This is a genomic window from Mesorhizobium sp. M0633, assembly GCF_040320645.1.
Classification (GTDB): Bacteria; Pseudomonadota; Alphaproteobacteria; order Rhizobiales; family Rhizobiaceae; genus Mesorhizobium.
In genome coordinates, this window is the sequence record NZ_JAMYQC010000002.1 from 267,366 (window position 1) to 293,385 (window position 26,020).

General features: G+C 59.9%; 20 protein-coding genes. 12 read left to right on the forward strand and 8 right to left on the reverse strand.

From position 1 onward, the window contains the following. Positions 1-4 precede the first annotated feature (4 nt). Positions 5-1,678 carry an ABC transporter substrate-binding protein gene (locus tag NKI47_RS03195; RefSeq protein ID WP_352587391.1) on the reverse strand — a complete coding sequence of 558 codons (1,674 nt, stop codon included), beginning with the start codon at positions 1,676-1,678 and terminating at the stop codon, positions 5-7. A gap of 299 nt (positions 1,679-1,977) precedes the next feature. On the opposite strand from NKI47_RS03195, the gene NKI47_RS03200 reads away from it, so the two are divergent. The 8 genes from NKI47_RS03200 to NKI47_RS03235 all read left to right on the forward strand — a co-directional run bounded on the left by NKI47_RS03200 (position 1,978) and on the right by NKI47_RS03235 (position 12,384). Next, the gene (locus tag NKI47_RS03200) at positions 1,978-2,703 is read left to right on the forward strand and encodes a LuxR family transcriptional regulator (RefSeq protein ID WP_245274646.1); all 726 of its coding nucleotides are present in this window, start codon (positions 1,978-1,980) and stop codon (positions 2,701-2,703) included. A 173-nt stretch (positions 2,704-2,876) separates the two neighbouring features. Beyond that, positions 2,877-3,776, forward strand: a complete 900-nt coding sequence (locus NKI47_RS03205) for a proline iminopeptidase-family hydrolase (protein ID WP_023675634.1) — start codon at positions 2,877-2,879, stop codon at positions 3,774-3,776. A 486-nt stretch (positions 3,777-4,262) separates the two neighbouring features. Beyond that, a complete protein-coding gene (locus NKI47_RS03210; RefSeq protein ID WP_156937305.1) occupies positions 4,263-4,511 on the forward strand; it encodes a hypothetical protein in 249 nt (82 codons plus the stop codon). Between the two features lie 253 nt (positions 4,512-4,764). Then, positions 4,765-7,503, forward strand: coding sequence for a non-ribosomal peptide synthetase (locus tag NKI47_RS03215; protein WP_023675632.1), 2,739 nt, complete (start codon positions 4,765-4,767; stop codon positions 7,501-7,503). Next, positions 7,500-8,483, forward strand: a complete 984-nt coding sequence (gene nadE / locus NKI47_RS03220; protein ID WP_352569191.1) for an NAD(+) synthase — start codon at positions 7,500-7,502, stop codon at positions 8,481-8,483. Before NKI47_RS03215 ends, nadE begins: the two co-directional genes overlap by 4 nt. Positions 8,484-8,486: 3 nt before the next feature. After that, complete coding sequence (gene asnB, locus NKI47_RS03225; RefSeq protein ID WP_023675630.1) at positions 8,487-10,508, forward strand: asparagine synthase (glutamine-hydrolyzing); 2,022 nt, start codon at positions 8,487-8,489, stop codon at positions 10,506-10,508. Continuing rightward, entirely contained in the window at positions 10,505-12,061 is a 1,557-nt protein-coding gene (locus tag NKI47_RS03230) for a class I adenylate-forming enzyme family protein (RefSeq protein ID WP_352569014.1), read from the forward strand. Before asnB ends, NKI47_RS03230 begins: the two co-directional genes overlap by 4 nt. Positions 12,062-12,117: 56 nt before the next feature. Next, positions 12,118-12,384, forward strand: coding sequence for an acyl carrier protein (locus NKI47_RS03235; protein ID WP_023675628.1), 267 nt, complete (start codon positions 12,118-12,120; stop codon positions 12,382-12,384). A gap of 99 nt (positions 12,385-12,483) precedes the next feature. On the opposite strand, the gene NKI47_RS03240 is transcribed toward NKI47_RS03235, so the two are convergent. Then, positions 12,484-13,176: a N5-glutamine methyltransferase family protein gene (locus NKI47_RS03240; RefSeq protein WP_023675627.1), complete on the reverse strand. Its 693-nt coding sequence runs from the start codon at positions 13,174-13,176 to the stop codon at positions 12,484-12,486. A 404-nt stretch (positions 13,177-13,580) separates the two neighbouring features. Here NKI47_RS03240 and NKI47_RS03245 point away from each other — a divergent pair, with 404 nt between their 5' ends. Then, positions 13,581-15,332, forward strand: a complete 1,752-nt coding sequence (locus NKI47_RS03245) for a type I secretion system permease/ATPase (protein WP_352576401.1) — start codon at positions 13,581-13,583, stop codon at positions 15,330-15,332. Between the two features lie 242 nt (positions 15,333-15,574). Beyond that, the gene (locus NKI47_RS03250; protein ID WP_352455326.1) at positions 15,575-16,873 is read left to right on the forward strand and encodes an HlyD family type I secretion periplasmic adaptor subunit; all 1,299 of its coding nucleotides are present in this window, start codon (positions 15,575-15,577) and stop codon (positions 16,871-16,873) included. 24 nt (positions 16,874-16,897) lie between these two features. On the opposite strand, the gene NKI47_RS03255 is transcribed toward NKI47_RS03250, so the two are convergent. The 5 genes from NKI47_RS03255 to NKI47_RS03275 all read right to left on the reverse strand — a co-directional run bounded on the left by NKI47_RS03255 (position 16,898) and on the right by NKI47_RS03275 (position 21,898). Further along, positions 16,898-18,160, reverse strand: a complete 1,263-nt coding sequence (locus NKI47_RS03255; protein ID WP_023675623.1) for a polysaccharide biosynthesis/export family protein — start codon at positions 18,158-18,160, stop codon at positions 16,898-16,900. Positions 18,161-18,241: 81 nt separating this feature from the next. Next, complete coding sequence (locus NKI47_RS03260; protein ID WP_023675622.1) at positions 18,242-19,246, reverse strand: SDR family NAD(P)-dependent oxidoreductase; 1,005 nt, start codon at positions 19,244-19,246, stop codon at positions 18,242-18,244. A 74-nt stretch (positions 19,247-19,320) separates the two neighbouring features. Further along, complete coding sequence (locus NKI47_RS03265; protein WP_023675621.1) at positions 19,321-19,995, reverse strand: sugar transferase; 675 nt, start codon at positions 19,993-19,995, stop codon at positions 19,321-19,323. Further along, the gene (locus NKI47_RS03270) at positions 19,992-21,128 is read right to left on the reverse strand and encodes a DegT/DnrJ/EryC1/StrS family aminotransferase (RefSeq protein ID WP_023675620.1); all 1,137 of its coding nucleotides are present in this window, start codon (positions 21,126-21,128) and stop codon (positions 19,992-19,994) included. Before NKI47_RS03270 ends, NKI47_RS03265 begins: the two co-directional genes overlap by 4 nt. A 47-nt stretch (positions 21,129-21,175) precedes the next feature. Beyond that, complete coding sequence (locus tag NKI47_RS03275) at positions 21,176-21,898, reverse strand: nucleotidyltransferase family protein (protein WP_023675619.1); 723 nt, start codon at positions 21,896-21,898, stop codon at positions 21,176-21,178. A gap of 511 nt (positions 21,899-22,409) precedes the next feature. Between NKI47_RS03275 and NKI47_RS03280 the strand changes: the two genes are divergently transcribed. Further along, positions 22,410-23,087: a LuxR C-terminal-related transcriptional regulator gene (locus tag NKI47_RS03280; RefSeq protein WP_023675618.1), complete on the forward strand. Its 678-nt coding sequence runs from the start codon at positions 22,410-22,412 to the stop codon at positions 23,085-23,087. Positions 23,088-23,268: 181 nt separating this feature from the next. On the opposite strand, the gene NKI47_RS03285 is transcribed toward NKI47_RS03280, so the two are convergent. Continuing rightward, on the reverse strand, positions 23,269-25,008 hold the full coding sequence (locus NKI47_RS03285; RefSeq protein WP_352449678.1) for a sensor histidine kinase: 1,740 nt from the start codon (positions 25,006-25,008) through the stop codon (positions 23,269-23,271). A gap of 286 nt (positions 25,009-25,294) precedes the next feature. Here NKI47_RS03285 and NKI47_RS03290 point away from each other — a divergent pair, with 286 nt between their 5' ends. Continuing rightward, the gene (locus NKI47_RS03290) at positions 25,295-26,005 is read left to right on the forward strand and encodes a helix-turn-helix transcriptional regulator (protein WP_352455322.1); all 711 of its coding nucleotides are present in this window, start codon (positions 25,295-25,297) and stop codon (positions 26,003-26,005) included. Positions 26,006-26,020: the final 15 nt, after the last annotated feature.

The following is a 26,020-nucleotide window of genomic DNA, read 5'->3' on the forward strand; positions in this document are numbered from 1 at the left end:
TCGGCTATTCCACCCAGGACTGGCTGACAATCCAGTAGAATTGCGGGCTGAAGGTGAAGTTCTTCAGCCTGGAAGAGATCACATCGACGCGCTTTGGCGTGAACAGGACAGCGACCGGAGCCTTGTCCGTCACAGCCTTGTCGATGGCGGTCCAGAGTGTCGCGCCCTTGGCCGGATCGGCGATGGTGGCTGCCTCTGCCTCGTCCATCGATGCGTCGATCGACTTGTCGCAGAACCCCGAAATATTGACCGAGGCGTCGGAGCCCGGCGTAAACGAGGCACAGCTGAACAAGACCTGCAGGAAATTCGATGGCGCCGGGTAATCCTGGAACCATTGCGAGATCGAAATCTGCACCTTGTTATTGGTGTTCTGGATGTAGGTGAACTGTATGTTCTGCGAGATCGGCTTGACCGACGTCTTGTAGCCAAGCTGGTTGAGCACATCCTGCAGGTAGACGCCGATCGCCTTGGAGACCGTGGTGTCCTCGGTGATGATCGTCACCTCCTGACCTGCGGTTCCCGATTCCGCGACCAATTGCTTGGCCTTGTCCATATCCGGCGCCGACCACTTCTCACCTGGATTGGCGGTGAACGGGCAATAGGCTGCGAATGACGGGAAGCCCGGCGGCAGGATCTGACAGGCCGGCTGCGCCAGATTGCTGCCGCCGAACAGCTTGACGATCGCGGCGCGGTCGATCGCGAAGTTCACGGCTTGGCGAACGCGGATGTCGTTGAACGGCGCCAGATTGGTGTTCATCGGCGCATACCACATTGCCGTCAGCGGGTGAACCGTGACCTGCGCGGCATATTTGGTGCCGAGTTCGGCGAGACGGTCGGACGGCGGTGGGTCGAACATCCAGTCCGCCTGCCCGTTCTCGACAGCGGTCACCGCCGCCTCGTCGGTTAGGCCGAATTCGTAGTCGATCTCGTCCGGATATCCAGCCGGCTGCGCTTCCTTGCTCCATTCCTTGAAATGAGGGTTGCGCACAATCTTCATCAGCTTGTTGGGGTCGTAGCTGGCGATCATGTACGGTCCGGTACCCGGGATCGGATGGGTGCCGGCGTCCTTCAGCGGCGCGCTCGCCGGCAGGATCGACGCGTGTGGAACGGCCAGCTTCTGCAGGAACTCGGCATCCGGCTGGACCAGGTTGAAGGTAATGCTTCCGGCCGCATCGTCGACCGACAGGCCACCTTCGAGGGTGCATGCAGCGGGGGCCTTCAAGCACGCATCCGCGCCGACGATGCCTTTGTAGAAGGTCCCGGCCGTCGGCCCGCTGATCTTGAAGATGCGTTGGAACGAAGCCACCACGTCCTTCGTGGTGACATCCGAGCCATCCGCGAATTTGATGCCCTTGCGCAGCTTGAAGACGTAGGTCTTGCCGCCGTTCTCGACCTGCGGGAGGCTTTCCGCCAGGTCCGCGACGACTTCGAAGCCGGTCTTGTCCCCGGCCTTCTTGTAGGTCACCAGGCCATCGTAGAGGACATAATTGATCTGGAAATACTGCAGCGTGTAGTTGATGTGCGGATCGGCGGTGCCTGCCGCGGCATTGGCCAGCAGTCGGAGTGTGCCGCCTGGCTTGCCCTCGGTGGCCAAGGCACTGCTTGCCGGCGACATCATGGTCACGCCGAGCAGAGCCAGGCAGGGTATCAACGCTGCAAATGCTTTTTGGGGTCGCATATTTGTTCCCTCATGGAGGCGTGTCGGCTTTTGCCGCGCTGAACCCGGTCGATCGACCATTGCGCGGCTGAAACAGTCTGGGTTTGCGAACGGTGTCCGCTACTTGGCCCAATCGCAAAAGATTACGGCGAGCGAAGCCGGACGGGATAGCTATTAAGATAGATAGGGTCGGACAGGCTTATCCGCGCCTATTTGTTGAGCAGCCGGCCGACATGGCTATTTGACAAGCAATCATCAGCGGGTAAGCTTGCCCGATGCAAAGCCTTCCAGGCGATCTAGAGAGCCGGTTCCAAACCGGAATGAGCATCGACGCTGCCATGGCGGTGGCAACGGAGGTGCTGGAGCCCATCGGTTTCACCGCATTCATCTACGACTATACGCCCGTGCCGGTCAGTCACAAGGGCGAGCTTATCACGCCCTCGTTGATGGCTCTGCGCAACGTGCCGCGCGACATGCAGGATCTCTGGTGCAAGGGCGGATATTATCAGCTTGACCCGGTGCAGGAGGCCGCGCTCACCGTATCGAGACCGTTTCTCTGGTCGCACAGCGGCGTTCAGAGCACCGTCATGCAGCGCGTGCTCCAGTCCAAGCACGATCCTGTGGTCAGCTATTTGCTTGACACCAGGATGACCTGCGGCGTCACCGTACCCATTCGCCTTGCCGGCGGCGATCTCGCCACCTTCACCGCGATCCGTGCCGATCCGGAGGCCGGGTTCGAGCTCGAAGCCAGACCCTTGATCGCCGAGATCGGAGATCTGGGTCATCTGCTGCATGACTCCGCCTACGCCGGTTTCGACGCCGGAATCCGCACCTGCCAACATGTCCATCTGACGTCGCGCGAACGTCAGTGCCTGCGCCTGGCCGCTGCCGGACTGACGGCCAAGCAGGTCGCGCGTGAGATTGGCCGCGCGGTGCCTACCGCAACGCTGCACCTCAACGCGGCGACGCGAAAGCTTGGCGCGCGCAACCGCTTCCATGCCATCGCGCTCGCCGCCCATTACCGGCTGCTCGAACCGGAGCATTGAGGCTCGCGACCTGCGGGGGATCGGCCTTGCCTCGGGCAAACCCATAACCGGCGAACCTATAAAAAGTGCTAGCTGTAAATGCGCTGGGCCGCTTAGTACCGTCGGCCGCAAACAAGGCTTGGGAGGGGTGCACCAAAGTGGCTCCTGCCGCGCCATGATGCGGAGCTTGGACTGTGACGGCACATGCGATCACCGAAGGATTTAGCGACTACAAGGGCTATCGCACCTGGTACCGTGTGACCGGGGACCTCGGGTCGGGCAAGCTGCCCCTGGTCGTCGCTCATGGTGGACCGGGCTGCACCCACGACTATGTGGACTCATTCAAGGAGCTTGCCGGAACCGGGCGAGCCGTCATCCACTACGATCAGATCGGCAACGGCAAATCGACCCATCTGCCGGACAAGGGCGGCGACTTCTGGACCGTCGATTTCTTCCTGGGCGAACTCGATGCGTTGCTCGCCCATCTCAGCATTGCCGGCCATTATGCCCTGCTCGGCCAGTCCTGGGGCGGCATACTCTCGGCCGAGCACGCCGTGCGCCGCCCTGAGGGGCTCAAGGCATTGATCCTGGCCAATTCGCTGGCCTCGATGGCGCTGTGGGTGGAAGGAGCCCGGCAATTGCGCACCGAGTTGCCAGCCGATGTGCAAAGTGCGCTCGACCGGCACGAAGCGGCGGGAACCACCGATCACCCCGAATATGTTGCGGCGACGAAGGCTTTCTACGACCGTCATGTCTGTCGCGTCGTTCCGATGCCGCCAGAGGTCGCCCGGACATTTGCGGCAATCGAGGAAGATCCGACCGTCTATCACACCATGAACGGTCCCAATGAGTTCCACGTCATCGGCACGATGCGGAATTGGACCATCGTCGACCGCCTGCATCGGATCGAGGCGCCGACCCTGGTTTTCCGCGGCTTCTACGACGAAGCGACCGAGGCCTGCGTCCAGCCCTTTCTGGATCTTATCCCGTACGTTGAAGGCCTGGTCTTCCCGAATTCCAGCCACATGCCGCATGTGGAGGAAAAGTACGACTGCCTCAGCGCCGTCGGGCGCTTCCTGGCCAAATACGATTGACGTTCCAGCGCCAGGTCTTCTGTTCCAACGGATCGTCGACACGACGCAGTCGTCGTGAGGCAGGTTCAGAAAACCTCGAACCGTCCCATTTCTCTGCCGACGCACATTGCTATGCCTCGGTGATGGCGACGCCACGCTATGTGGATGTCCCGCAAAGGCCTGCAGGGTCGTCCGATGAGGCCAAATCACGGGCAGAATGCCAGATCACGGACAGCATAAAGGAGCCCATTCGAGCGCCTTTTCCATTGCCCGCGGAGGCAGGGGCCTAACGTTGCGGCGCAGATTGGCATGTCGCCGGCATGGCCGCAATCAGCCTGCCCTCCCCTGAACTGGCATCCCGTCGCTGAAAAACCTGACGGATACGGAGGACCAAGTTGCCGGTGGGTACGGAAAGTATCGGACCCAAAGTTTCGCCAAGCAGTTGCAACCGAATTCATTAGCCGGCGTTAAAGTGCGGGTGATCTAGCGGGGCATGGGGAGGCTTTCATGCAGACGTATCTCGTCGAGCGTATGGACGGCGACGATGTTATCTCGGTGCGCGTTGTCAACGCGCCGAGTCCGTTCAGAGCCGCAGCTATGATGACGGGCGGGCGTATTACCTTCCGAACGTGGGAAAAGGATTGGATCCGCGTGACCGACGAAAATCGGGGACAGATCTATGCCTATTGTTTCGTCCCCGGCAGCTATTCCGACACCGAAGCATCGCCGGTGTCGTCCGGAAGAACCACCGAATAGGCAATATGCCTGAATAGCGGCAATTCCATCTTCGACCCCACCTTGGTCTTCGAGCCCGCCTTGGCATGTGTCCGTGTCATGCGCACCACAACAGCCAGCGAGCCCGGCATGATTGGCTCGGCCGGCGGCTTGCGAAACAGGCGAAGTGACTAACCAAGCGCCCTTGAGGGAAGATCAGGGCATCATCAGAATGATCGATGAAAAGATTGGGGCGGGGGGCGATAAGTGACCCTAATCTTAGCGTAGGCAACTCATGTCTTCGGCATATTTGGGATCAGAAGTCGCGGATCAGGATCTAGCGGTGGATTGTCAGACAACGACCTCCGATAATTGGTCCAGTGTCCCACAATACGCACTGGATCAGGGTGGTCCCGTACTGCGCCCATTTCAAAGATTGGGCGTCGATTTTACCAACATTGCGGCCTTCGATCACCTGAGAAATGTCGTCCGCCAGTACCCCGACAAGCTTGCAATCAGCGACGGCGCCAATCGTCTGACCTATTCCCAGCTCCTCCGGTCAGTCGAGACGCTGTCCCACCAGATCGCGGCGACCGTCCCAGACGGACAGGCGATAGGGATTCTTCAGGCCAACTCGGCCTGGTATCCCATTGCCATGCTGGCAAGCATGACGGCTGGGCGGCCTTCGGTGCCACTCAACGCGCGAGATCCTAGCTCGCGTATCCTTGAAATCGTGGCCGGGGCGCGGCTCTCAGCTGTCCTGGGCGAGGGCAATGTCCGACCCGATGGATTGCCCCACCTGGTCAGTTGGATCGATGTGTCGACCAGTGCGGCCTCGCAGGCTGGGCAAGTGCCTCGTTCTTATTCCGTCTCGGTCGATGCGCCCGCCATCGTGCTTTATACGTCAGGGAGTACGGGCCGGCCCAAAGGCATCGTTAACAGCCAGCGCAGCTTGCTGTGCCGGGTCCAGCAATATGTCGATGCGTGCCACATCAACTCGGATGATGTTTTCCTGCCATTGACCGGACCCGCCACAATCGCCGGGTGCCGGGAGATTCTTGCTGCTCTTCTCACCGGCGCCACCTTGCATCTGGTCGAAGTCGAAGCGGTCGGCCTGCGCGCCGTTCAACGCCTGGTGCGATCCGAAGACGTGACAATCACCTATCTGGTGCCGGCACTGCTTCGCGCGCTTATGGCAGACGGACCTGCAGAAGCGTTCCATTCACTCAGAGTCGCCCGGATCGGTGGCGAGAAGGTGCCCTGGACCGACATCGCCCTGCTGCGCAAGGCCGTCTCCGATACGTGCCTTATCCAGATCGGTTACTCGTCAACCGAGACCACCGGCTCGCAATGGTTCCTGCCGCGAGACTGGCCAGAGCATGGAGATTCGGTTCCAGTTGGCTGGCTGCTGCCTGGAATCACCTTCGCAATTGTCGACGAAGCGGGCCGCCGCGTTCAACCGGGCCGCAGCGGAGAGCTTCTGATCAGGAGCCCGTATGTCTTGCTTGGCCATTGGGAGGACGGGGCGGTTGTGCCGGCAACATCAGACCCGCACGATCCAGGCCTTCGGATTTTCGCGACAGGTGACCTCGTTCGACTTGATGATCAAGGCCTACTGCACATCGTCGGTCGCAAGGGGCGCCAGGTAAAAATCAACGGTCGACGCGTCGAGCCAGCCGAACTCGAACGGGTGCTGCGTTGTGCACCCTCTGTCGCGGATGCCGTGGCAATCGTGACGGCCGCGAATGAGCTTGTCGCCTTTGCTGTTCCTCGGCGCTCGGCCGAAGCGACCTTTTCGGACGAGCTTCGCCAGCTTGTCAGGACCAATCTGCCGCCGCCGCTGCGTCCCTTGCGGTTGCACACGATCGCCGAGATTCCGCGTCTGCCGAGCGGCAAAGTCGACATCACGACACTTGCAGAGATGGATCTTTCAGCCAGAGAGACAGCGGCGACCGCGCGTCCGCTCGAGCCGCGAGGCAAGCTGACCGCGCAGCAGGTTGTCCAGCGGGCATGGACCAGCATTCTCAATACGCGCGTGGCGGCAGGACGCTGGGATGACGCCGGAGGAGATTCGCTGAAGCTGCTGCACTGCGTCATGGAAATCGAAAGCGCCATCGGGCAGGAACTCGGCCTTGAGGCCTTCACCGTCGGGATGAGCCTGGAGCAAATGGTCAAGGCGGTCGTGTCCGCCCAGGCAGGCGATCAAAGCGCGCGCGCCCAGAAGCACGACCCTCCCATTCTTTTTCTGTTCCCGGGGTCCGTCGGCTATGGCCCGAGCCTTGCAGCCTTTGCAGCAGCGATGGGCAAGGTGACCCGCGTTGCCCCGATCAGGTATCCGGCCCTGGCTATGATACTGCGCGGACAAGACAGCCTCGCCGATATGGCCGACGCCGCCGTCGACCAGATCCGCCGCGCCCAACCCTCGGGCCATGTACGACTTCTCGGCCATTCGCTCGGCGGCGCTGTTGCCTTCGAAGTTGCGGCGCGGCTGCTGGCAGCGGGGCGAACCGTAAAGTTCCTCGGCATCCTCGACACCAGCCTCGTCGGGGAGCGAAGCGCCCGCTGGGAGACGTTTACGCGCACATTCAATCGAATCCGAACCAACCGCGTGTCCGCTTACCGGATGGCATGCCGCGCCCTCGCGAAAGTCGCCGTGGCAATGAAGCGCGAGGCACAACTGGTCCAGTTTCTCGACCGCTTCGCTCAAGGACAGTTCAACGCGACGAGCTTTAGAACCAAACTGGAACTGCAAGAGGTTTTGCGCGCGCAAGCCTTCTTCCAGTGGGTGGCCGAGCCAAAGCCGGCTCTGCCGATCACAGGCACCCTGTTCCGCTGTGCTCGACCCGGAATGCCTCTGGCAATCGGCTGGGATAGCGTCTTCGCCCATCTGGACGTGATTCCGATCGTCGGCAGCCACATCGATCTGGTTGTAGAGCCTCACCTTACCACCAATCGTCCCCTTATCGAGAAAGCGGTGGCGAAAACCTATTCGCCAATCGAGTCTCGCAAACTGGAGTACAAGCCATCGACCTGATCTCAACATTCGGCAAAGACGCCCTGGTGCTCGACGCTGGCGCGGAAGTCGATCGCATCGTCCAGATCTTGCGCCAGCAGGTCTTCGGCACGCTGCGACGTCGAGGGGTGGTTGTCGGCCTCTCAGGCGGCATTGACAGCTCCGTCGTTGCGGCGTTGTGTGTTCGCGCCTTTGGGAAAGGCAAGGTCCTCGGGATATTCATGCCGGAGCGCCATTCCTCCGGCGACTCACTGAGGCTCGGCCGCATTGTCGCCGCACACCTTGGTATCGAAACGATCCTGGAGGATATAACGCCGGCCCTGGAAGCGGTCGGCGCCTATAGACGGCAGACCGAAGCAATCCAGACCGTCGTTCCCGAATATGGGGACAGCTGGAAATGCAAGCTGGTGCTCGCCTCGGTTCTCGAGAGCAACGGTCTCAACATCACGCGCCTCACGGTTCAGGACCCCGAGGGCAGGACCGACACGGTGCGCCTGCCGTCGGCAGCCTATCTGCAGATCGTCGCTGCAACCAACTACAAGCAGCGCCTGCGCAAGATGACCGAATACTACCATGCCGACCGCCTCAACTACGCGGTAGCGGGCACGCCGAACCGCCTGGAGTACGACCAGGGCTTCTTCGTCAAGCAGGGCGACGGAATTGCCGACCTGATGCCAATCGTCCACCTCTACAAGACCCAGGTCTACCAGTTGGCCGAATATCTTGGGGTGGAGGAAGAGGTCCGGCGCAGACCGCCCACCACAGACACCTTCTCGATGGCGCAGAGTCAGGAGGAGTTCTACTTCGCGCTTCCTTATTATCTGATGGATCTGTGCCTCTACGGCTTGAACCATGGGATCGCCGACGAAGACGTCGCCGAGGCAACCGGCCTCACCGTGATGCAGGTCCAGAAGGTTTTCAAGGATATCGACAGCAAGCGGCGCGCCGCACGTTATCTTCACGCGCGGCCGTTGGTGTCCTCTTCAATGGGCGAGGGCTAGGCGATGTGCGGCATCGCCGGAATTGTGTCGCTGAGCGCCGCAGCGGCGCCCCCTTCCCGCGATGCGCTGATACGCATGGCGGGGGCGCTGGCGCATCGCGGCCCGGACGAACGCGGCCTTTACCGGGACAGACGTGCAGGATTGGCGCATGCCCGCCTGTCCGTCATCGATCTCGCAAGCGGCCAGCAGCCACTCGCCGGCGCGGGCGACACAATGTGGATCGTCTTCAACGGCGAAATCTTCAATTACGTCGAGCTGCGACAAGACCTGGTCGCGCTCGGTTATCGCTTTCGCACACGCAGCGACACCGAGGTCATCGTCCATGCCTATCATGCCTGGGGCGAGGCCGCCTTCGAGCGAATGAATGGGCAGTGGGCAGTCGCCATCTGGGACTCCGTGGCAGGTCGTCTCGTCTTGTCGCGGGATCGGTTCGGCATCTGCCCGCTGCACTTTTGCGAGCATGGCGGACGGCTTTACTTCGCCAGCGAGGTGAAGGCCATTTTCGCGGCCGATGCGGATATACCCCGCGCCTTCGATCCAGCCGGCATCGATCAGACTTTCACACTCTGGACTGTCGCGCCGCCACAAGGCGTGTTTGGAGGAGTAAGCGAACTCACGCCGGGGCATGTCCGCATTTATGACAGCGGCGTCGTCCGGGAGCGGGCTTTTTGGAAGCCTGACTATCCAGAGGTTGACGGACCCGGCGATGATGAATTCACCGGCTCGCTTGATGACGCGGTGGAGGAAGTGCGCAGCGCCCTGGAAGCCGCGACGGCGCTCAGGATAGTACGCGCCGACGTGCCGGTCGGCTGCTATTTGTCCGGCGGGCTCGACAGCTCGCTGGTCGCCACGCTGGGGAGACGCTTCGCGGGCGAGCGCTTCCAGACTTTCTCGCTGCGTTTTGCCGACGCCGAGTATGATGAGACGCATTTCCAGCGCCTGGTTGCCGGCGTGGCCGGCAGTGACCATCATGAGGTGGTTGTTTCGCGCAGCGATATCGCTGGCATCTTCCCTGAGGTGATCTACCACACCGAGCGGCCAATCCTCAGGACCGCGCCGGCGCCGCTGTTCCTGCTCTCGAGACTGGTGCGCCAGCACGGCATCAAGGTCGTGCTGACCGGCGAAGGGGCCGACGAAATGTTCGCCGGCTACGATTTGTTCCGCGAGGGCAAGGTCCGCCGCTTCTGGGGACGCCAGCCCGCCTCGACGCGACGCTCGCGGCTGCTGGAGCGCCTCTATCCCTATCTCAGCCGCTCGCCGGTGCAGCAGCAGGCGATGGCACGCCAGTTCTTCGGGCGCGACATCCACGCCTGTGACGCGCCTGGTTTTGCGCATGGCACGCGCTGGCGTACCACAAGCGCCATCAAGCGGCTGTTTTCGGCAGACATGCGCGCCCAAACGGAGCGCCGCAACGCCGTGTCCGAGCTGCTTGCCCGCCTGCCGCCGGAGTTTTCGCGATGGGGCTCTCTTGCGCAGGACCAGTATATAGAGATTCAGACGCTGATGTCGGGATACCTGCTTTCCTCACAAGGGGACAGAATGCTGATGGCTCATTCCGTCGAGGGGCGCTTCCCGTTCCTCGATCATGAACTCGTGAGACTCGCGAATTCGCTTCCTGCCGCCTACAAGCTGCGCGTGCTCGATGAAAAGCATGTGCTGAAGCGCGTAGCGCAACCGATCGTGCCGTCGGAAATCGTCACCCGCAAGAAGCAGCCTTACCGGGCCCCCAACGCGCTCTGCTTTGTCGCAGATGGCGCTCCGGCCTACATTCGCGAAGCACTTTCGGAGGCGGCGCTGCGCGAAGCGAACGTCTTCGATCCCAAGTCGGTTACCCGGCTCCTGAACAAGTGCCAGGCCAGCGCCGGCGACGGCGACCTGTCCAACTCCGACAATATGGCGCTTGTCGGGGTGCTGTCGACGCAGCTTCTTCATCGGCAATTTATCGCGAGCCTTCCAAGTGGGGCTCGCACGCTCAAGCTCAGCATCGATATCGACCGCGAACACCGCGAAGAGGTGCTCGCATGATGCATGGCGCCGTACCGCTCCTGCATGACTATCTCACCCACTCTGCCAGCCGGCTCGGCGAGAAGGTGGCCCTGGTGTGCGGCAATCAACGTGTCACTTATGGCGATCTCGATATGCGTTCGAACGCCATAGCGCACCATTTGACCGATGCCGGAATTGCGCGTGGCGATCGCGTGGTGGTCTTCGCCGACAACACTGTCGAGGCCGTCATTGCGTTCTGGGCGGTGCTCAAGGCCAACGCCGTGGTGTGCATCGTCAATCCGCTCACCAAAAGCGACAAGCTTGATTATCTGCTCAACGATTGCCGCCCGACGGCACTGATCACCGACAAACACCTGCACTCGATTTTCAGGGAGCCGGCGCGGAATTGCCCATCGTTGCGCCGCATGATCGTCTCCGGGCCGATCGAACACAGCGACCTGCAAGAATTGCCGCATGCTGTGCGCTGGGACGCCGCGGTCGCGGCAGCCCGCAGCACGCCGCCCTCGCGCCGCTGCATCGACATCGATCTCGCTGCGATCATTTATACATCCGGCTCGACGGGCGAGCCCAAGGGGGTGATGCTGACGCATCGAAACATGATCGCCGCGTGCGCCTCGATTTCCTCATACCTGGCGCTTGCCGAAGACGAGGTGATCCTCAATGTCCTGCCGCTCGCCTTCGACTACGGTCTTTACCAGATGATCATGGCATTCGGCGCGGGCGCCCGGCTGGTGCTTGAGCGCTCGTTCGCCTTCCCGGCGCAGATCCTTGGGCTGATCAAGCAAGAAAGGGTGACGGGTTTTCCCGGCGTACCGACCATCTTCGCCGCACTCGGGGAGCTCAGGTCTCTCAGGGATCAGGATTTTTCGAGTATTCGCTACGTCACGAACACTGCGGCCGCCCTGCCGCTCAAGCACATTCTCCTGCTGCAGGAGCTGTTTTCTGGCGCCCGCATCTATTCGATGTACGGCCTTACCGAATGCAAGCGCTGCACCTACCTGCCGCCGGAGGATCTGGAGCGAAAGCCGTCGAGCGTCGGGATCGCCATCCCCAATACGGAAATGTGGATTGTCGACGAGCATGACAGGCGGGTCGGCCCCGGCATCGTTGGTCAGCTCGTCATCCGCGGAGCGACGGTGATGAAGGGCTATTGGGGCAAGCCGGAGGCGACAGCCAGGAAGCTCAAGCCTGGCCCGCTGCCGGGTGAGCAGGTCCTATACACCGGCGACTACTGCCGGATGGACGCCGAGGGCTATCTCTACTTCGTCGGTCGCGGCGACGAGATCATAAAATCGCGCGGAGAGAAGATAGCGCCGAAGGAGGTGGAAAACGTGTTGATGAACATTGCGGGCGTACGGGAAGCCGCGGTCATCGGCGTTCCGGACGAGCTGCTCGGGCAAGCAGTGAAGGCATTTGTCGTGATGGAGCAGGGAAGCATGATCGGTGAAAAGCAGTTGCAGAAAGAGTGCCAGAGACGGCTGGAAAACTTCATGGTTCCGAAGTCCATCGTCATCGTACCCAGTCTGCCGATGACCGACACGGGTAAGCTCAAAAAAACGGCCCTGTCATGAGTCGGTACCAGGGCGAAGTTGATCAGCATTCATCTTTTGTACCGGAGGCGAAATCAATGTTATCTACCAAGGATAGAACCGATACCTGCAGCGAACAAATTCGCGCTTTCCTGGCTTCGAATTTCTATATAGCCGATCCCGAGAGCCTGGAGAGCGACACCTCGCTACTCGACCAGGGCATCGTGGACTCGACGGGTGTGCTCGAGGTTATCGGCTTCATCGAGGAGACCTTCGGCATCACGGTCGAAGACAGCGAGCTGCTGCCGGAGAATCTCGATTCCATCGAGGGAATTGCGCAATACGTCATGCGCAAGAGAAACTGACGCAAGAGAAACTGATCGCCGAAATCTCGCGCAACTCTGTTTCAACTTCCCGGCCGTTTCTAGCCGCGACAGCGCGTCTACCTGCCGCGGCTGCGATGCTTACGCCTGCGCCCTCGTATGTCCCACAACCACCCTGCCCTCACCGGCCTGGTTGGTGACTGCCCGGATACTCGAATAGGCCTTGGAACGCTCGAGCAAACTCATGACCTGCCGGTCCTGGCCAAGCCCCACCTCGAAAAGCAGGATGCCTCCGCGCCGCAAATAGCGCGGCGCCTCCTTGAGCACCCGCATGTGGATGCTCAGGCCGTAGGGGCCGGCTGCGAATGCTTCACGCGGCTCGAGCTCGACCAGATGCGAACGGTCGCCCTCGAGCCGTTTTTCCGAAATGTAGGGCGGGTTGCAAACGATCACGTCGATCGTGCCATCGAGCTCCAAGCCTGAGAAGGCGCTGAACAAGTCGCCCTGAAGCACCGTTACCCGGTCCTCGATTTCAAGATGGGTGACGTTGCGGCGCGCGACCTCCACGCATCCGTCGGTAAGATCGCTTGCCCACACGCGCGCGGTGGGAGCGTGGTGCGCGATGGCGCACGCCAGATTGCCCGCCCCACAGCACATGTCGACAACGCGAGGCACCGGCAGGTTCAGTTGGCTCAGGACATCGAGAGCGGCCTTGCCGAGCAGTTCCGTTTCCGGCCGAGGAACAAGCGCACCGGGCGAGACCAGCAACTGCAATCCCATGAAGGTGCTGCGCCCCCTGCCGTAGGCATCGGCAACGTTGATCTCTTCGCTCACGACACTCGCCTCCCGATTTAGCCGGCGTTGGTGGCCGACAATTGCGTACCGATGAAGTGTATCTCAAAACCGTTTAACTCTCGATCGACAAAATCAAAACCGATCCCTCCCCAGACGCTTTGAAGCCTTGATGCTACAAAGATGACCATAAGCTTCTGCGCCGTGTCATGATTAGGAATATCTCCTTACTCGACCCGGTTATCCCCAGCCTGGCGAGCCAGTTGCCGAATTCTCAGCCTGGCGTCACGATTTTGCTACATTTTAATCAAAGAAGGCACGTATGTAAGCAATTCGTAATGTTCAGCAGCGGGGCGGGGCTGCTGCTTCCCGGAAGGTTAAAGTTTGTCCCTCATCGAAAGAATCGACGAGATTGCGCGGCAATTTCGCGTCAACGAGCGCACATCATGAAGTCGACCAAAGGGCGCTCGCTCGATCTCCGCTCCGCAATGTTCGGCTGTGTGCACGGCCTCGTCGGCGTAGGCATTTTCTCGGCATTGATAAATATCCTCGCCTTGACCGGCTCCGTCTACATGCTCCAGGTCTATGACCGCGTGCTGCCTTCGCAGAGCGTGCCGACTCTTGTCGGATTTACAGTCGGGATGCTGGGACTTTACGCGGCCTATGGGCTCCTCGATTTCGTGAGGCTTCGCCTGTTGGTCCGCATCGGCAGCCGCCTGCATAGAAATCTGCAGCAAAAAGCGTTCGCAGCCTCGCTTTCCCTGCCCCTCGTCGCCGGGCCGGATGCGAACCGGGTACACCCGCTTCGTGATCTGGACCAGCTACGTGGCTTTCTTTCCGGGCTCGGGCCGACAGTCTTATTCGACGCTCCCTGGATACCATTTTATATGGTGGTCATCTATCTGCTGCATCCCGCGCTTGGCGTGCTGGCAACGCTCGGCGCATGTGCCGTTGTGTTTTTGACGGTGGTTGCCGAGATCATCGGCCGCAAACCTGCGGCTCGTGCATCTGAGACACTCGTAGCGCAGCGGCTTCTGGCCGACTCCGGCCGCCGCAACGCAGAGGTTGTTCAGGCGATGGGCCTTTCCGCCCCGCTTAGCCGGCGCTGGAACGAGGTCAGTCATCTTTATCTGAAGAACCAGGAACGGCTCTCCGACGTCGTCGGCGCAGCAAGCTCACTGTCGAAGACGCTCCGAATGGCCCTGCAATCATGTGTGCTAGGGCTTGGTGCCTACCTTGTGATCGGCGGCGAGGCCTCGCCTGGCGTGATCATTGCATCGTCCATATTGCTGGGCCGCTCGCTGGCGCCGGTCGATGTGGCGATCGCAAACTGGAGAGGGTTTCTGGCAACCCGCAAAAGCTATACCGAGCTGTCGGCAGCCCTGGATGCTTTTGATAGCCAGCAAGAGCCAATGGAACTGCCCGGCCCGAAGGCTGAGCTTGCGGTCGAGGAATTGACCGTCGCGCCACCAAGCCTGCAGAAGCCCACCATCTTCAATGTAAGCTTCCGCTTGGCGAGAGGCGCAGGGTTGGCGGTCGTCGGCCCGAGCGGCTCCGGCAAGACCACGCTCGTGCGCGCTTTGGTCGGGGCATGGAAGCCGCTTCGTGGCACGGTAAGATTGGACGGCGCCTCGCTCGATCAGTGGAATTCAGAACTGCTCGGCATTCATATTGGCTACCTTCCGCAGGACGTTGAGCTGTTCGACGGGACGATCGCCGACAACATTTCGAGGTTCGGCGGCAAGCGCGACGCAAAAGGCGTGCTGGCAGCTGCCAAGGCTGCGGGCGTGGACAAGATGATCATGCGTCTTCCGCAGGGTTTTCAAACACGCATCGGAGAAGGCGGCGCGGCCCTTTCGGCTGGGCAGAGGCAGCTCGTCGGGCTTGCCAGGGCACTTTACGGCGATCCATTCCTCGTCGTTCTTGACGAACCAAATTCCAATCTGGATGCAGACGGTGATGCTGCTTTGGCCGGCGCAATCCTGGCAGTGCGTCAGCGCGGCGGTATCGTGATCGTCGTTGCGCATCGCCCCTCCGCTCTCGTCAACATCGATCAGGTACTCGTCCTGTCGAACGGGATGCTCCATTCGTTCGGCTCGCGCGAAGACGTTCTGGCAAATGTGATCCGGCCCTTCCCGCGCCCGGACAAGCCAAACATTGTCGTTCCGCTGCAGCACGGTGCAAGCGGGCATGCGTGAGGTATTGCTTAGTGTCTAACGTGACCATGTCGTCATATGCTGCGGTTGGCGGCGAAGGCCAGCCGACCGGGGAGAAGCCGGAGCCGGATGGGATTCGAGCCAATCTACCCTGGGGTACTCTGGTCCGGAGCCTAGCAGCACATTGTCGTTCCGCCGCACAAAGGTGCAGCCGGGCATATGCGAGGTATCGCTCTGCTGTTGCCGTGTCGTCATACGTCGCAGCCGGTGGCGAAAGCCGTTCGTTGGAGACGAAGCCAGAGCCGGATGGCATCCGGGCCAATCTGCTCTTGGGCCTGGCAACCAGCTTGCTGTTGATCTTTGGCGGAGGGCTCTGGTTGGGATTGACCAAGATTGCCGGCGCGGTGATTGCGCCCGCAACCGTGGTGGTCGAAAGTAACATTAAAAAAGTCCAGCATCAAACCGGCGGCACCATCGGCGGAATCTTCGCGCAGGACGGCGATCATGTGAAGGCCGGCGATGTGTTGGTCAGGCTGGACAACACATTGACCCGAGCAAACCTGCAGATAATCACCGAGGACCTCAATCGCGCCACCATTCGTCTGGCCCGACTGGAGGCCGAGCGCCAGGGTCTGCCGGAAATGCAGATCCCGCCCGACCTTCGCGCTCAAATGGGCGACCCGCAAGTGGTGGCACTTGTCAGTGGCGAGCGTGCCTTGTTTGAAAGCCGTGCTGCGGCGCTGGCTGGCCAGAAGGCACAATTACAAAGCCGCGCGAAGCAGCTGGAACGTCAGATCGATGGCCTCAAATCGCAGCAGTCTGCAACGGACGAGTCTCTGGATCTGCTGACCAAGAACCTTGCCGATGTCGCATCTCTCTACGCAAAGAAGTTGGTGTCCAAGGAGAGGTTGAGCAATGTCAGCCTGGACAAGACCCGGGCTCGCGGCGAATCGGGGCGCCTTGTCGCAGCGATAGCAGAGGTACAAGCTCACATCAGTGAAACGGACCTGCAGGTGCTTCAGCTCGACGAACAAATGCGGAGCGACGTGACCAACGAACTTCGCGAAACGGAAGCCAAGCAGACCGAACTCAGTGAGCGCAAGGTGGTGGCCGAAGACGAACTCAGCAGGACAGACATTCGTGCCCCGCAATCGGGCACAGTACAAGAATCCTCGGTCCATACCGTAGGAGGCGTGATTGGCGCAGGAGAGGTGCTCATGATGATTGTGCCCGATTCCGACAACCTTGTCGTCGACGCTTCCATTCCTCCGTCGCGTATCGATGAGATTCATCCCGGACAGCAGGTGTCGATCCGCTTTCCAGCGTTCGACGCCGGCACCACACCTGCTTGCGAAGGCTCGGTCAAGCGCGTCTCAGCGGATCTGATCAAGGATCAGCAACGCCAGCTTTCCTTTTTTTCGGCGCGCATCGACGTCGAGAATGAAGCGACGTGCCTGACAGGAGAGAAAATACTCAAACCGGGCATGCCCGCCGAAGTCCACATAAGAACCGACGAGCGCAGTGTCTGGTCCTACTTGATGAAGCCCCTTACCGACCAGTTTTCCAGGGCCTTCAGGCAGTAAAGCGGTTGCGAAACGCGGCCCGATCTATCGGGTCGCCGCATTTTCGAGAGCGCTGCTGAATCTGACCTCGATCGTGTCTCCCGGCATGACCTCGGTGTCTTCTTGGGCAAGCTGTTTTCGCCATTCTTCGCCGACCTTGCGAATGATCGTGACCTCGGCCTGGACCTTCTCGCCGGCAACCGGCAACGGCAGTGCGGCAGCTCCCGTGGGCTGCAACTTTTGGCTGGCGGCGCGAAGCCTTGCGCTGACGTCGGCAAGGCGCACGTTGGTATCCTTCAACTCGATCAGCAGACCCATCCTTCTTTGGTTGTCATTGCGTTCGTGCTGTCTGGCAAAATCGTCCTGCTGACGTCGTGCTCTCATAAGCTCAACCGACGTTTCGAGTGCCCGGCTGGAAGAGAGAACCAAAGCGCGCCGGACGTCGGCGAGCCGGTTGTTGGTGAGATTTCCGGACTCAAACGCTTTCCTTACGCGCGCCAGATCGTCTTCGTCCGCCTTCACCCCATCCGCTTCGGCCTGCTCGCGTTTGAGCAAGGTCTCGGTTTGTGCGGCGGCATCCTTGCCGCTTTTATCCAGAAAGCCCTGCTCTTGCTGGAAGTTGTCCAACGAGAGCTTCAGCCCTTCCGCTTCAGCCTGCGCGATCGCCGACGCAAAACTTGCCGGCAAGGGAGATCCTTGTGGTGGCTGCATGTCGAAAGTCGGTTTGTCCTGAAGTTCGGCGCGGATGCGGGCGCTATGAAAATAATCTCTGGTATATTCCCCCCAAAGCGACTCGTAATCGCGCCGCAGATCCACCGGATCTGGGCCAACCTGGTTTGCCCGGGACCGCAAAAGGCTGAAACCGCCTGACACGGCAATCGCCTGCCGCACGGTCATCAGCGGGCGGTAGGCCTGCTGTCCGGGAGTGAGCACGTCGCCGGTCACATAGATCGGCCTGTACTCCGCAACCACGGCGGTCACGTCTGTCGGCTTGATGACGATCATTTGCTCCCGCCCATCAGGCAGACGCTGGTGGAATATCTTGGTCGGCAAGATCGTCTGCATGCGCGTTTGCAGTTCAGCCGGAGTTAAGCCGCCCACCGAAACCATACCGACTTCGGGAAGCGCGATCGTGCCGTCCATCTGGACCACCGCACGTTGCGTTCGCTCCGGGATGGAGGCAATTCCAATCTCGACGGTGTCGCCGGCAGAAAGTCGATAGGCGACCCGCGGTTCGGCTGCAGCAGCCGTATCCATGGCAGCCAGCATGCCGAGCACGACAATAAGGATTCGATCAGCGAGGACCATGGGCGACAATCTCCTTCTGGCTCGAATCCGGCGATACCGCGGCCGCAATCAACAGCGGAGCCAATCCTCCCGGGCGAAAGCTCATGTCATGTAACCCATTTCGTGTCGCACCCGGCCTTCGCTGAGGCGCCCTTGCCACCATCCGATGGTCCGCTCCAAGCCTTCGCGCAGGCTGGTCTGGGCACGCCATCCAGTCTTGCTTTCGAGGAGCGAAGAATCGGCCAGCAAGGCACGCACCTCGGAATTCTGCGGCCGCAGGCGGCGCTCGTCCCGGTGGATTGGTTTCTTGCAGCCACTCAACTCGATCACCAGATCCAATATGTCCGAGATCGTCACAGCGCGCTGGCTTCCGGCATTGTAGGCATGGCCAAATTCGAGCTCGGCGGAACCTGCGGTCAAAAACGCCGCCGCGGTGTCTTCCACGAAAGTAAGATCGCGGATCGGGCTTGTGTCTCCCACCATGATCGCCGGGCATTTTTTGTCGAGAGCCTGGCGTATAATGGTCGGTACGATGGCCCGCTCACTCTGGCGCGGGCCGTACGTATTGAAGGGCCGCATGATGACCACGGGGATGTCGAACGATCTGGCGTAGGACTCCGCCATCATGTCCGCGCCGATCTTGGATGCCGAATATGGTGACTGTCCCTGCAACGGGTGGGATTCGCTGATAGGCATTGTCAGCGCGGTGCCGTAGACCTCGCTTGTCGAAGTGTGCACTACACGCTCCGTCTCCCATTGGCGCGCCGCTTCGAGAACGTTGACCGTGCCCAGGATGTTGGTCTCCACATAGGACTGGGCAGCGGCATACGAATACGGGATAGCTATCAGTGCGGCGAGATGAAACACGACCGCCTGGCCACGCACGATCCGGTTAAGGAACGCGCTGTCGCGAACATCGCCGCGGACGAGATTCAACTGGCGTCGTATGGTGTCGGGCAAATCGTCCAGCCAGCCGTGGCTGTCGAAGGAATTGTAGAGTGCCAGCGCGGTGACGTCGGCGCCGCTGCGGACGAGTGCTTCGGTGAGATGAGAACCGATGAACCCGTCGGCACCCGTAACCAGAACTTTCCTGCCCTTGTATGCCATGACCCAAGCGTTCCCCCTATGACGTGAGGCACTGACGTTGCAAATCCACGAGAGCGCGGATGTCCCACCTGCTCTCAAGGTCCAATCGGCGGCGGCGAAACCACGCCAAGCACCGCCAGCAAGCCGCGCACCATCCACACAACATCGGAGCCGATCGTGCGCTGCGGATAATAGGAAAGGTCGAGCCTGGCTTTGGCAGGAAACAGAACCTGGCGATAGAACAGTAGCGGGTCCACCGATCGCGGATAGAAACGGGCTTCATGCCGGAAGAGAACCTGGGCTGGACCCAGCAAGCCTGGCTTGTATTGTAAAACGTCTTCGAAGCCCCCGCGAAAACAATCGGCGAAGGCAAGGCTCTCCGGGCGTGGCCCGATGATTGCCATCTCGCCTCTGAAGACGTTCCAAAGCTGTGGCAGTTCGTCGAACTTGGTGACGGCGAGGAACCGTCCTATCGGCGTCATGCGGCTGTCATCGGCCATGGTCAGAGCCAAGCCACCGGGGTCGCATTGCACGCTGAACTTGCGGAACTTGTACATGCGGAATGGGCGAGCACCGGCCCCGACGCGGGTCTGTGTGAAGAAGATGGGCCGACCGCCTTCCAGCAGCAGCGCCACGGCAATCAGCAGCATCAGCGGGGCGAAGACGATCGCCGCGGCTGCCGCAATGACGAGATCGATTGCTCGTCTCGCAGACCCATGGGCGGCGCTCGAGACGTTAGACCGGTGAATGGCTAGGTCCAGGGCATTCATGCGGCTGTTCCTGTCTGAGCGCAATTATTGACCGCCGCGGCAAGAGCGACGACTACCGATTCGACCAATGGCGCGGTGATCTGCGGATGCAGCGGTACAGTCAGTTCGCGCTGCGCGAAATCTTCAGTGCGCGGTAAGTGAGTACCGGGAATGAGCTCACGATAGAGCGTCATCTGGTGCACCGGCGGGTAGTGGATAGTGGTTTGTATCCCTTGCCCGCGCAGTGCGTCGATGACGTCTTGCCTGTCGGCGTAACGTGGCAAAAGGATAGGCATGATGTGGTAGGCCGACGTCCGCGGCTCGTGGAACGGGATGGTCACGGCCGGGCAATGCTTCGCTATGAGACGGCGATACAGCATGACCAGGATACGCCTGATCTCATTCCACTCCTGCAGATTTTGCAGCTGGACCAGTCCGATCGCAGCCCGCAATTCATCCATGCGATAGTTGAATCCGAGCATGGTGACATCATACTGAGGGGTGCGGCTGTTCAGCCTTTGACGCGTCCCGGTGGTCATCCCATGTCCACGCGCCTGGCGGATTGTCTCGAGCAGACCGGCATCCCTGGCGATCACAGCCCCGCCTTCCGCCGTGGTCATGTTCTTGTTGCCGTAGAAGCTGAAGGCGGCTGCGGCACCAAATGTCCCCACCTCCTTCAAGCCCGGCGCATGCGCCGCGTCCTCGACGATGTGCAGCCCCCGGGCACGGGCGAGCCTCTGCCATTGTTCCCGATCGGCGAGGTAGCCGGCGAAATGAACGAGAATGATTGCCTTGGTGCGGGCCGTGCATTTCGCTTCGGCTTCCACGATCGACATCAGCGGCACGTCGGCTGACTCGATGTCGACGAAAACCGGCGTCGCACCGACATAGAGGACCGCATTTGCGGTCGCCACGAACGTCAAGGATGGCACCAGCACCTCGTCGCCCGGTCCGATGCCAAGTGCGTGCAAAATGAGATGAAGCGCTGCGGTGCAAGAACTGACCGCGACGCAATCCTCCGCATCATGAACGTCGGCAAAAGCTTGTTCGAAGGCTCGTACCTGCTCCCCCATGGTCAGCCAGCCGCTGTCGATGACCTTGGTCAAAGCAGTCTTCTCCGGCACACCCAAGATCGGGGCACTGACCAAGAGCATCACAACCTCCTAGACTGATAACTGTGGGAACCGGGCTCGTGACTTCATCATGCAGCCGTCGCAGTGACCTCGATCGAGGCCGACTGGTCTTCCCAGGAAATGGTCTGTGCGTTCTGAAAATCGTCGACGCGCCCGATATCGAGCCAGAGACCCTCATGTTTGTACACGTGCACGGTTGTGCCGTTCTGCATCATCTGCAGCATCAGGTCGTCGAACCCAAAGGGTATGCCGGATGGGATAAACTGCAGAACATCCGGGTTCATGCAGTAAATTCCCATGCTGACCAGATGCGAAAGCGTCGGCTTCTCGCGAAAGACCTGCACGGTATTGTCGACTTCGTCGATGACGCCGAAATCCATCTTGATCAGGCGACAGGCTGTTGCGATCGTCACTGGATCGGTGTGCTTACGGTGCGCTGCTACAAATCGACTGAGGCTTAGATCCGTGAGGACATCGCCATTGAGAACGATGAATGGCTCCGTCAGTTCATCCCTGATCAAAGACAGTGGCCCGATGGTGCCAAGCGGCTCCATCTCCTGCGTATATCGAATTTTCAGGTTCCACTGCGAGCCATCTCCACACACGGTGCGGATCAAGTGGCCGAGATACCCGGTTGTAATATAAACTTCCTGAATGCCGTTGCGTCGCAACCATTTCAGAAGCATCTCGAGAACCGGCCGTGCGCCGATCGGCATGAGCGGCTTCGGCAAGACCGAAGTGAAGGGGCGGAGGCGTGTTCCCATTCCTCCACATTGAATAACCGCTTTCATCCTGGTCCTCCCTTGTTCATTCGGCCTGAACGCTATCGTCACGGGCCGGCTATCCTGCCCTGGTCAGCACCCGGGAAACGCGTTCTTGTCCCCTCAGAAGAACCGGTGAGATTTCCCGTAGAAGACCGGTGAGATTTCTCCACTGTCCCCTGATCCGGACATTGCATCTGGATGGTATGTGGCCGTCAGGGTGGATGTCGTCGTGCATTCGAATGGTAACAATTCAGCCGTTTTGCTGTTCTATATCTTTAGACCTATAGCACTGCTGAACGGCCGGCCGGTCTGTCAGCTGTCCAAAAGGTCAGAACGTATGTTCGACGACGTTCGGCGGGTTTCGCTCACAAGGGGCAAAAAAAGAGGAGCGTTTCCCGTCATTTAAGATTATATTAGAAATCTGGCGTTTGCGGTGTTGGGGGTGCCGCAGCGTCGGCTGGATGAATCGACGAGTGGATGGCCACGACTTTCAGGCCATTACCGTTCAATCCATTCAGATAGGCGTTGGGGTAGTTCAATGTATCGAATCGTCATCGCCGACGATCACGGCTTGTATCGTCGCGGCTTGCGATTGGCACTGACCGCAGGCATTCCAGGTGTGGAGATCTTTGAAGCGTCCTGTTTCGACGCGGTGCTCAGTTTGCTGGCAGAGCAGTCGTTCGTGGATCTTGCGATCCTGGATCTGAATATGCCGGGCCTGTTCAATCAAGAAGTGCTCGGCGGGATCCTGTCTGCCTATCCGGACACGCGATTTGCGATCGTTTCCGGAAACGATTCACGCTCGGAAATACTCACGGCTCTGTCGATCGGACTTCACGGCTACATCGTAAAATCGCAGACGGACGAAGAGGTTGTTTTGGCCGTCAATGAAATCCTCTCCGGCCGCATCTATGTTCCTGCACTTCTGTCACGCCCGGGAGCGACGCAAACAACCCACGCGCATACCCATTCCGACGACAAAGGCCCACAGAGGCGTACCGCTGGCGTCAACCTTGGCAGGCTGACTTCGAGGCAAAAGGAAGTCCTCAAGCTGATGGCGGAAGGCTATTCAAACAAGGAAATTGCGCGCGATCTGGAAATCGCAGAGGCGACCACGAAAATCCACGCTGCTGCGGTTCTGCGTGAATTGGGGGTACGCAATCGGACCGAGGCTGCCGTTATGCTGAAGACTTGGCTTTCGAGACATGCCAGCTAGAGCGCCGCGCGTCCTTTTGGACGTGCAAACGGCGTCCCAAGACTCCTCATGCATTTTACTGCATATCCCAAAGCCGCGGCGCAGCTTTGGGCCGACGACATTCTTGGAAGGAACCCTGCGCATCTCAAAGGCCGCTCAGCGCGACCCGCCTTTAGATCTGCTTTCCGATTGGAGCACTGCACTAAAATCCGATTTCCTTGCGTGACAGCCGCAGCGAATACCGCAACCCTTGGTCCGATATTTCCAGCCTGGGAGAGTGACCGACAAGCGGCGCTCCATCCACTCCGATTATCATGGAACCGAAGCCATGACGGACTACGCTTGAGGTCCTACGCCGCCCCGATTCCACCCACTCGAACACGATATCACTGCCTGTTTCTTCAGGTGCGAACGTCCAGCTTACGTCGATCCGGCCTTTTGGATCGGCAAGCGCTCCGTATTTCATGGAATTGGTGGCAAGCTCGTGAACGATCATTGCAAAACTCTCGGCGGCGCCTCCCGACATCGCCACGGAAGGACCGCTGACCGATATCGCACGTGTTCCAATATATGGGTGCAATTCTTGCGCAACGAGATCGTTTATCGCCCCCGATACGCTGCCGTTGCGTGAAAGAAGCAGATGGGTTGCCTCTAGCGCGCGTATCCGGTCGATCAGCATTTCCTTGTATTTGGCGACGTTGTTTCCGGGAACATCGACCATTTTCACGAGCGCCGTGATCACCGCGAAAACGTTGCCGAATCTGTGACGCTGTTCGAGCATGATGCGCTCCCGCTTCTTTGCCGCGGCGCGCAGCAGCGTGGTTTGTCGTCTCTCGCTCAGGTCGGCAGCCACTCCAAGCCGCTGTCCACCATCATCATGTCTTTCCTCCCTTCCGCGCAGCGCAACCCAGCGGATATGTCCGTCCGGTCGGCGGACGCGTATCTCAACATCGTAATTCGTGACCGAGGGTGCGGCCTTTCTCGATGCCGCCAGCTTTGGCCAGTCCGCCGGATGAACGACAGCTGACAGCTCCTCCAAACTGCGGCTATTGGCCTGGGCCAGGCCGAGAATGTCCCAGAACGTGTCCGAGCCCGTGACTATCCCGTCTTTAAGGTCTATGCGCCACGTGGCCAAGCGTCCAGCAGACAGAGCGAGGTCCAGCCATTCCTTCTGGGCCCGAAGCGCTTCGTGAACAGCGCGTCGTTCCGAAATATCGTCGACCACCACGAAGATGCTCTCCGAGAGGCCACCCTCGGGCACGGACGAAGAAAGCGTTAGCCTGGCCCAGAATGCCGTACCGTCCTTTCGTGACAGACGCACCTCCGAAACGAACGAAGAAATGTCATTGCCCAGCCTCGCCAGCAATTGCGCCAAGGTATCCCGGTCGTTCGGATGGGCGAGCGTATCGAGCTGCAATTGGGCAAGCTCCTCCTCCTTGTACCCGGTCATCTCACAAAGGCGTCTGTTGGACTGCAGCAACTCACCTTTCTTGTTGGTGTTCGCGAATCCCATGGCAGCACGTTCGAAGGCCCAACGATAGCGGCTTTCGGTCGCCTCGACGGCAGCGAGCCGGGCCTCCGCGACTTCCAGCAACTCACGCAAGTCCTGCCGCAGACGATGGAAGGTCATGGCAATCACGCCACCCGAAACCAGAAGCAGGATTGCGCGTGCCCAATCTCCACTTGAAATCTGATCGTGTCCTCGTGCCCACAGCCCGACAGCCACCATCAGAATGGTCGCAGCGAGCGCCGGTACGCGGTCTTCGAGATAGGCGATAATAATAATAGCCGGAATAAATTCCAGAAAACTGGCGCCTTGCCCAATATAGGCTGACGATTTTATTTCAAATATCAGTGTGGCAGCTAACACCGACGCAGAGGCAATATGAGTTAGCAATCTGCCCGACGGGTTCGAATTCGACCTGCGCGACTGCGAGCTCATGGACACAGACTACAACCTTCTGACTAGCCCGTCGAGACTAGAGCAAAAAACGTACAGCTTAGTACCACTGCCGGATTGCCATACCGCTATCATAGCGCGCATTTTATCGGACGCAGCGGGGCCTAAGAGCTGCCTTAGAACTGTCGGATCATATTAAGTTTTCAAGGTGGTGATGAACGTATTATCCGTCAGCGCATAGAAGACTAGAATCCAGCTACACATAGAAGACTACATGAATCCCGAATACTTATTTCGGGCGTGTGAAACTTTGGGTTAGGGGTAGAAAATGAATCTGATCGATAGACAGGTCGATGCTTCTTCGAGCAATCGGTACATTGTTACGAGGACCAAGTATGATTTTGAAGCGCGGAATACGCGGCCCTCTTCTGGTCACCTTCCCGATCGCGCATCGGATCCATTGGACGCAAGGTTCGGCGAACCAAAAGGCCGCAGTCTGGAATCCATAACCGGCGTGCTTGATCGCATTGGCTGTGGCTATCTCGTGCTGAATCGCGAAAGAAAAGTAGTCGAGTGGAACGCAGCCGCCCAAACCACGCTTGAGCGCCAGGGCGAAGCGGCCGACACGGCGAGCGGACTTACGGCCGCCCTAAGGCGGCTGATCGCGAATGTTCCGGGCCAATTCCTGCCGGGCTCGTTGTCTTGGGTGGTGATCCGCAGCAGGGGCGACCGACCGGTGATACTGAACGAGAACGGCGTTATCGCTCCCGACGGAACGAGCATTGTGGCGCTGCTGGATCGCGACAACAGGTCGGGGCCAAATCCTCGGACGCTGCAAAGAATGTTTGGCTTGACGAGCGCAGAAACGCACCTCGCCTTGCGCTTGGCCCAGGGCGACGCACCTTTGGAGATCGCTCGCAGCTGGCGACTGAGCCGCACCACGATCCGTTCCCAGCTTGCCTCGCTGTTCGCCAAGACCGAAACAAAACGCCAGGCGGAACTGGTGGCCCTTCTTGGGCGTATTTCGGTCCTGCCGTAAGGCCGGCCACTTAGA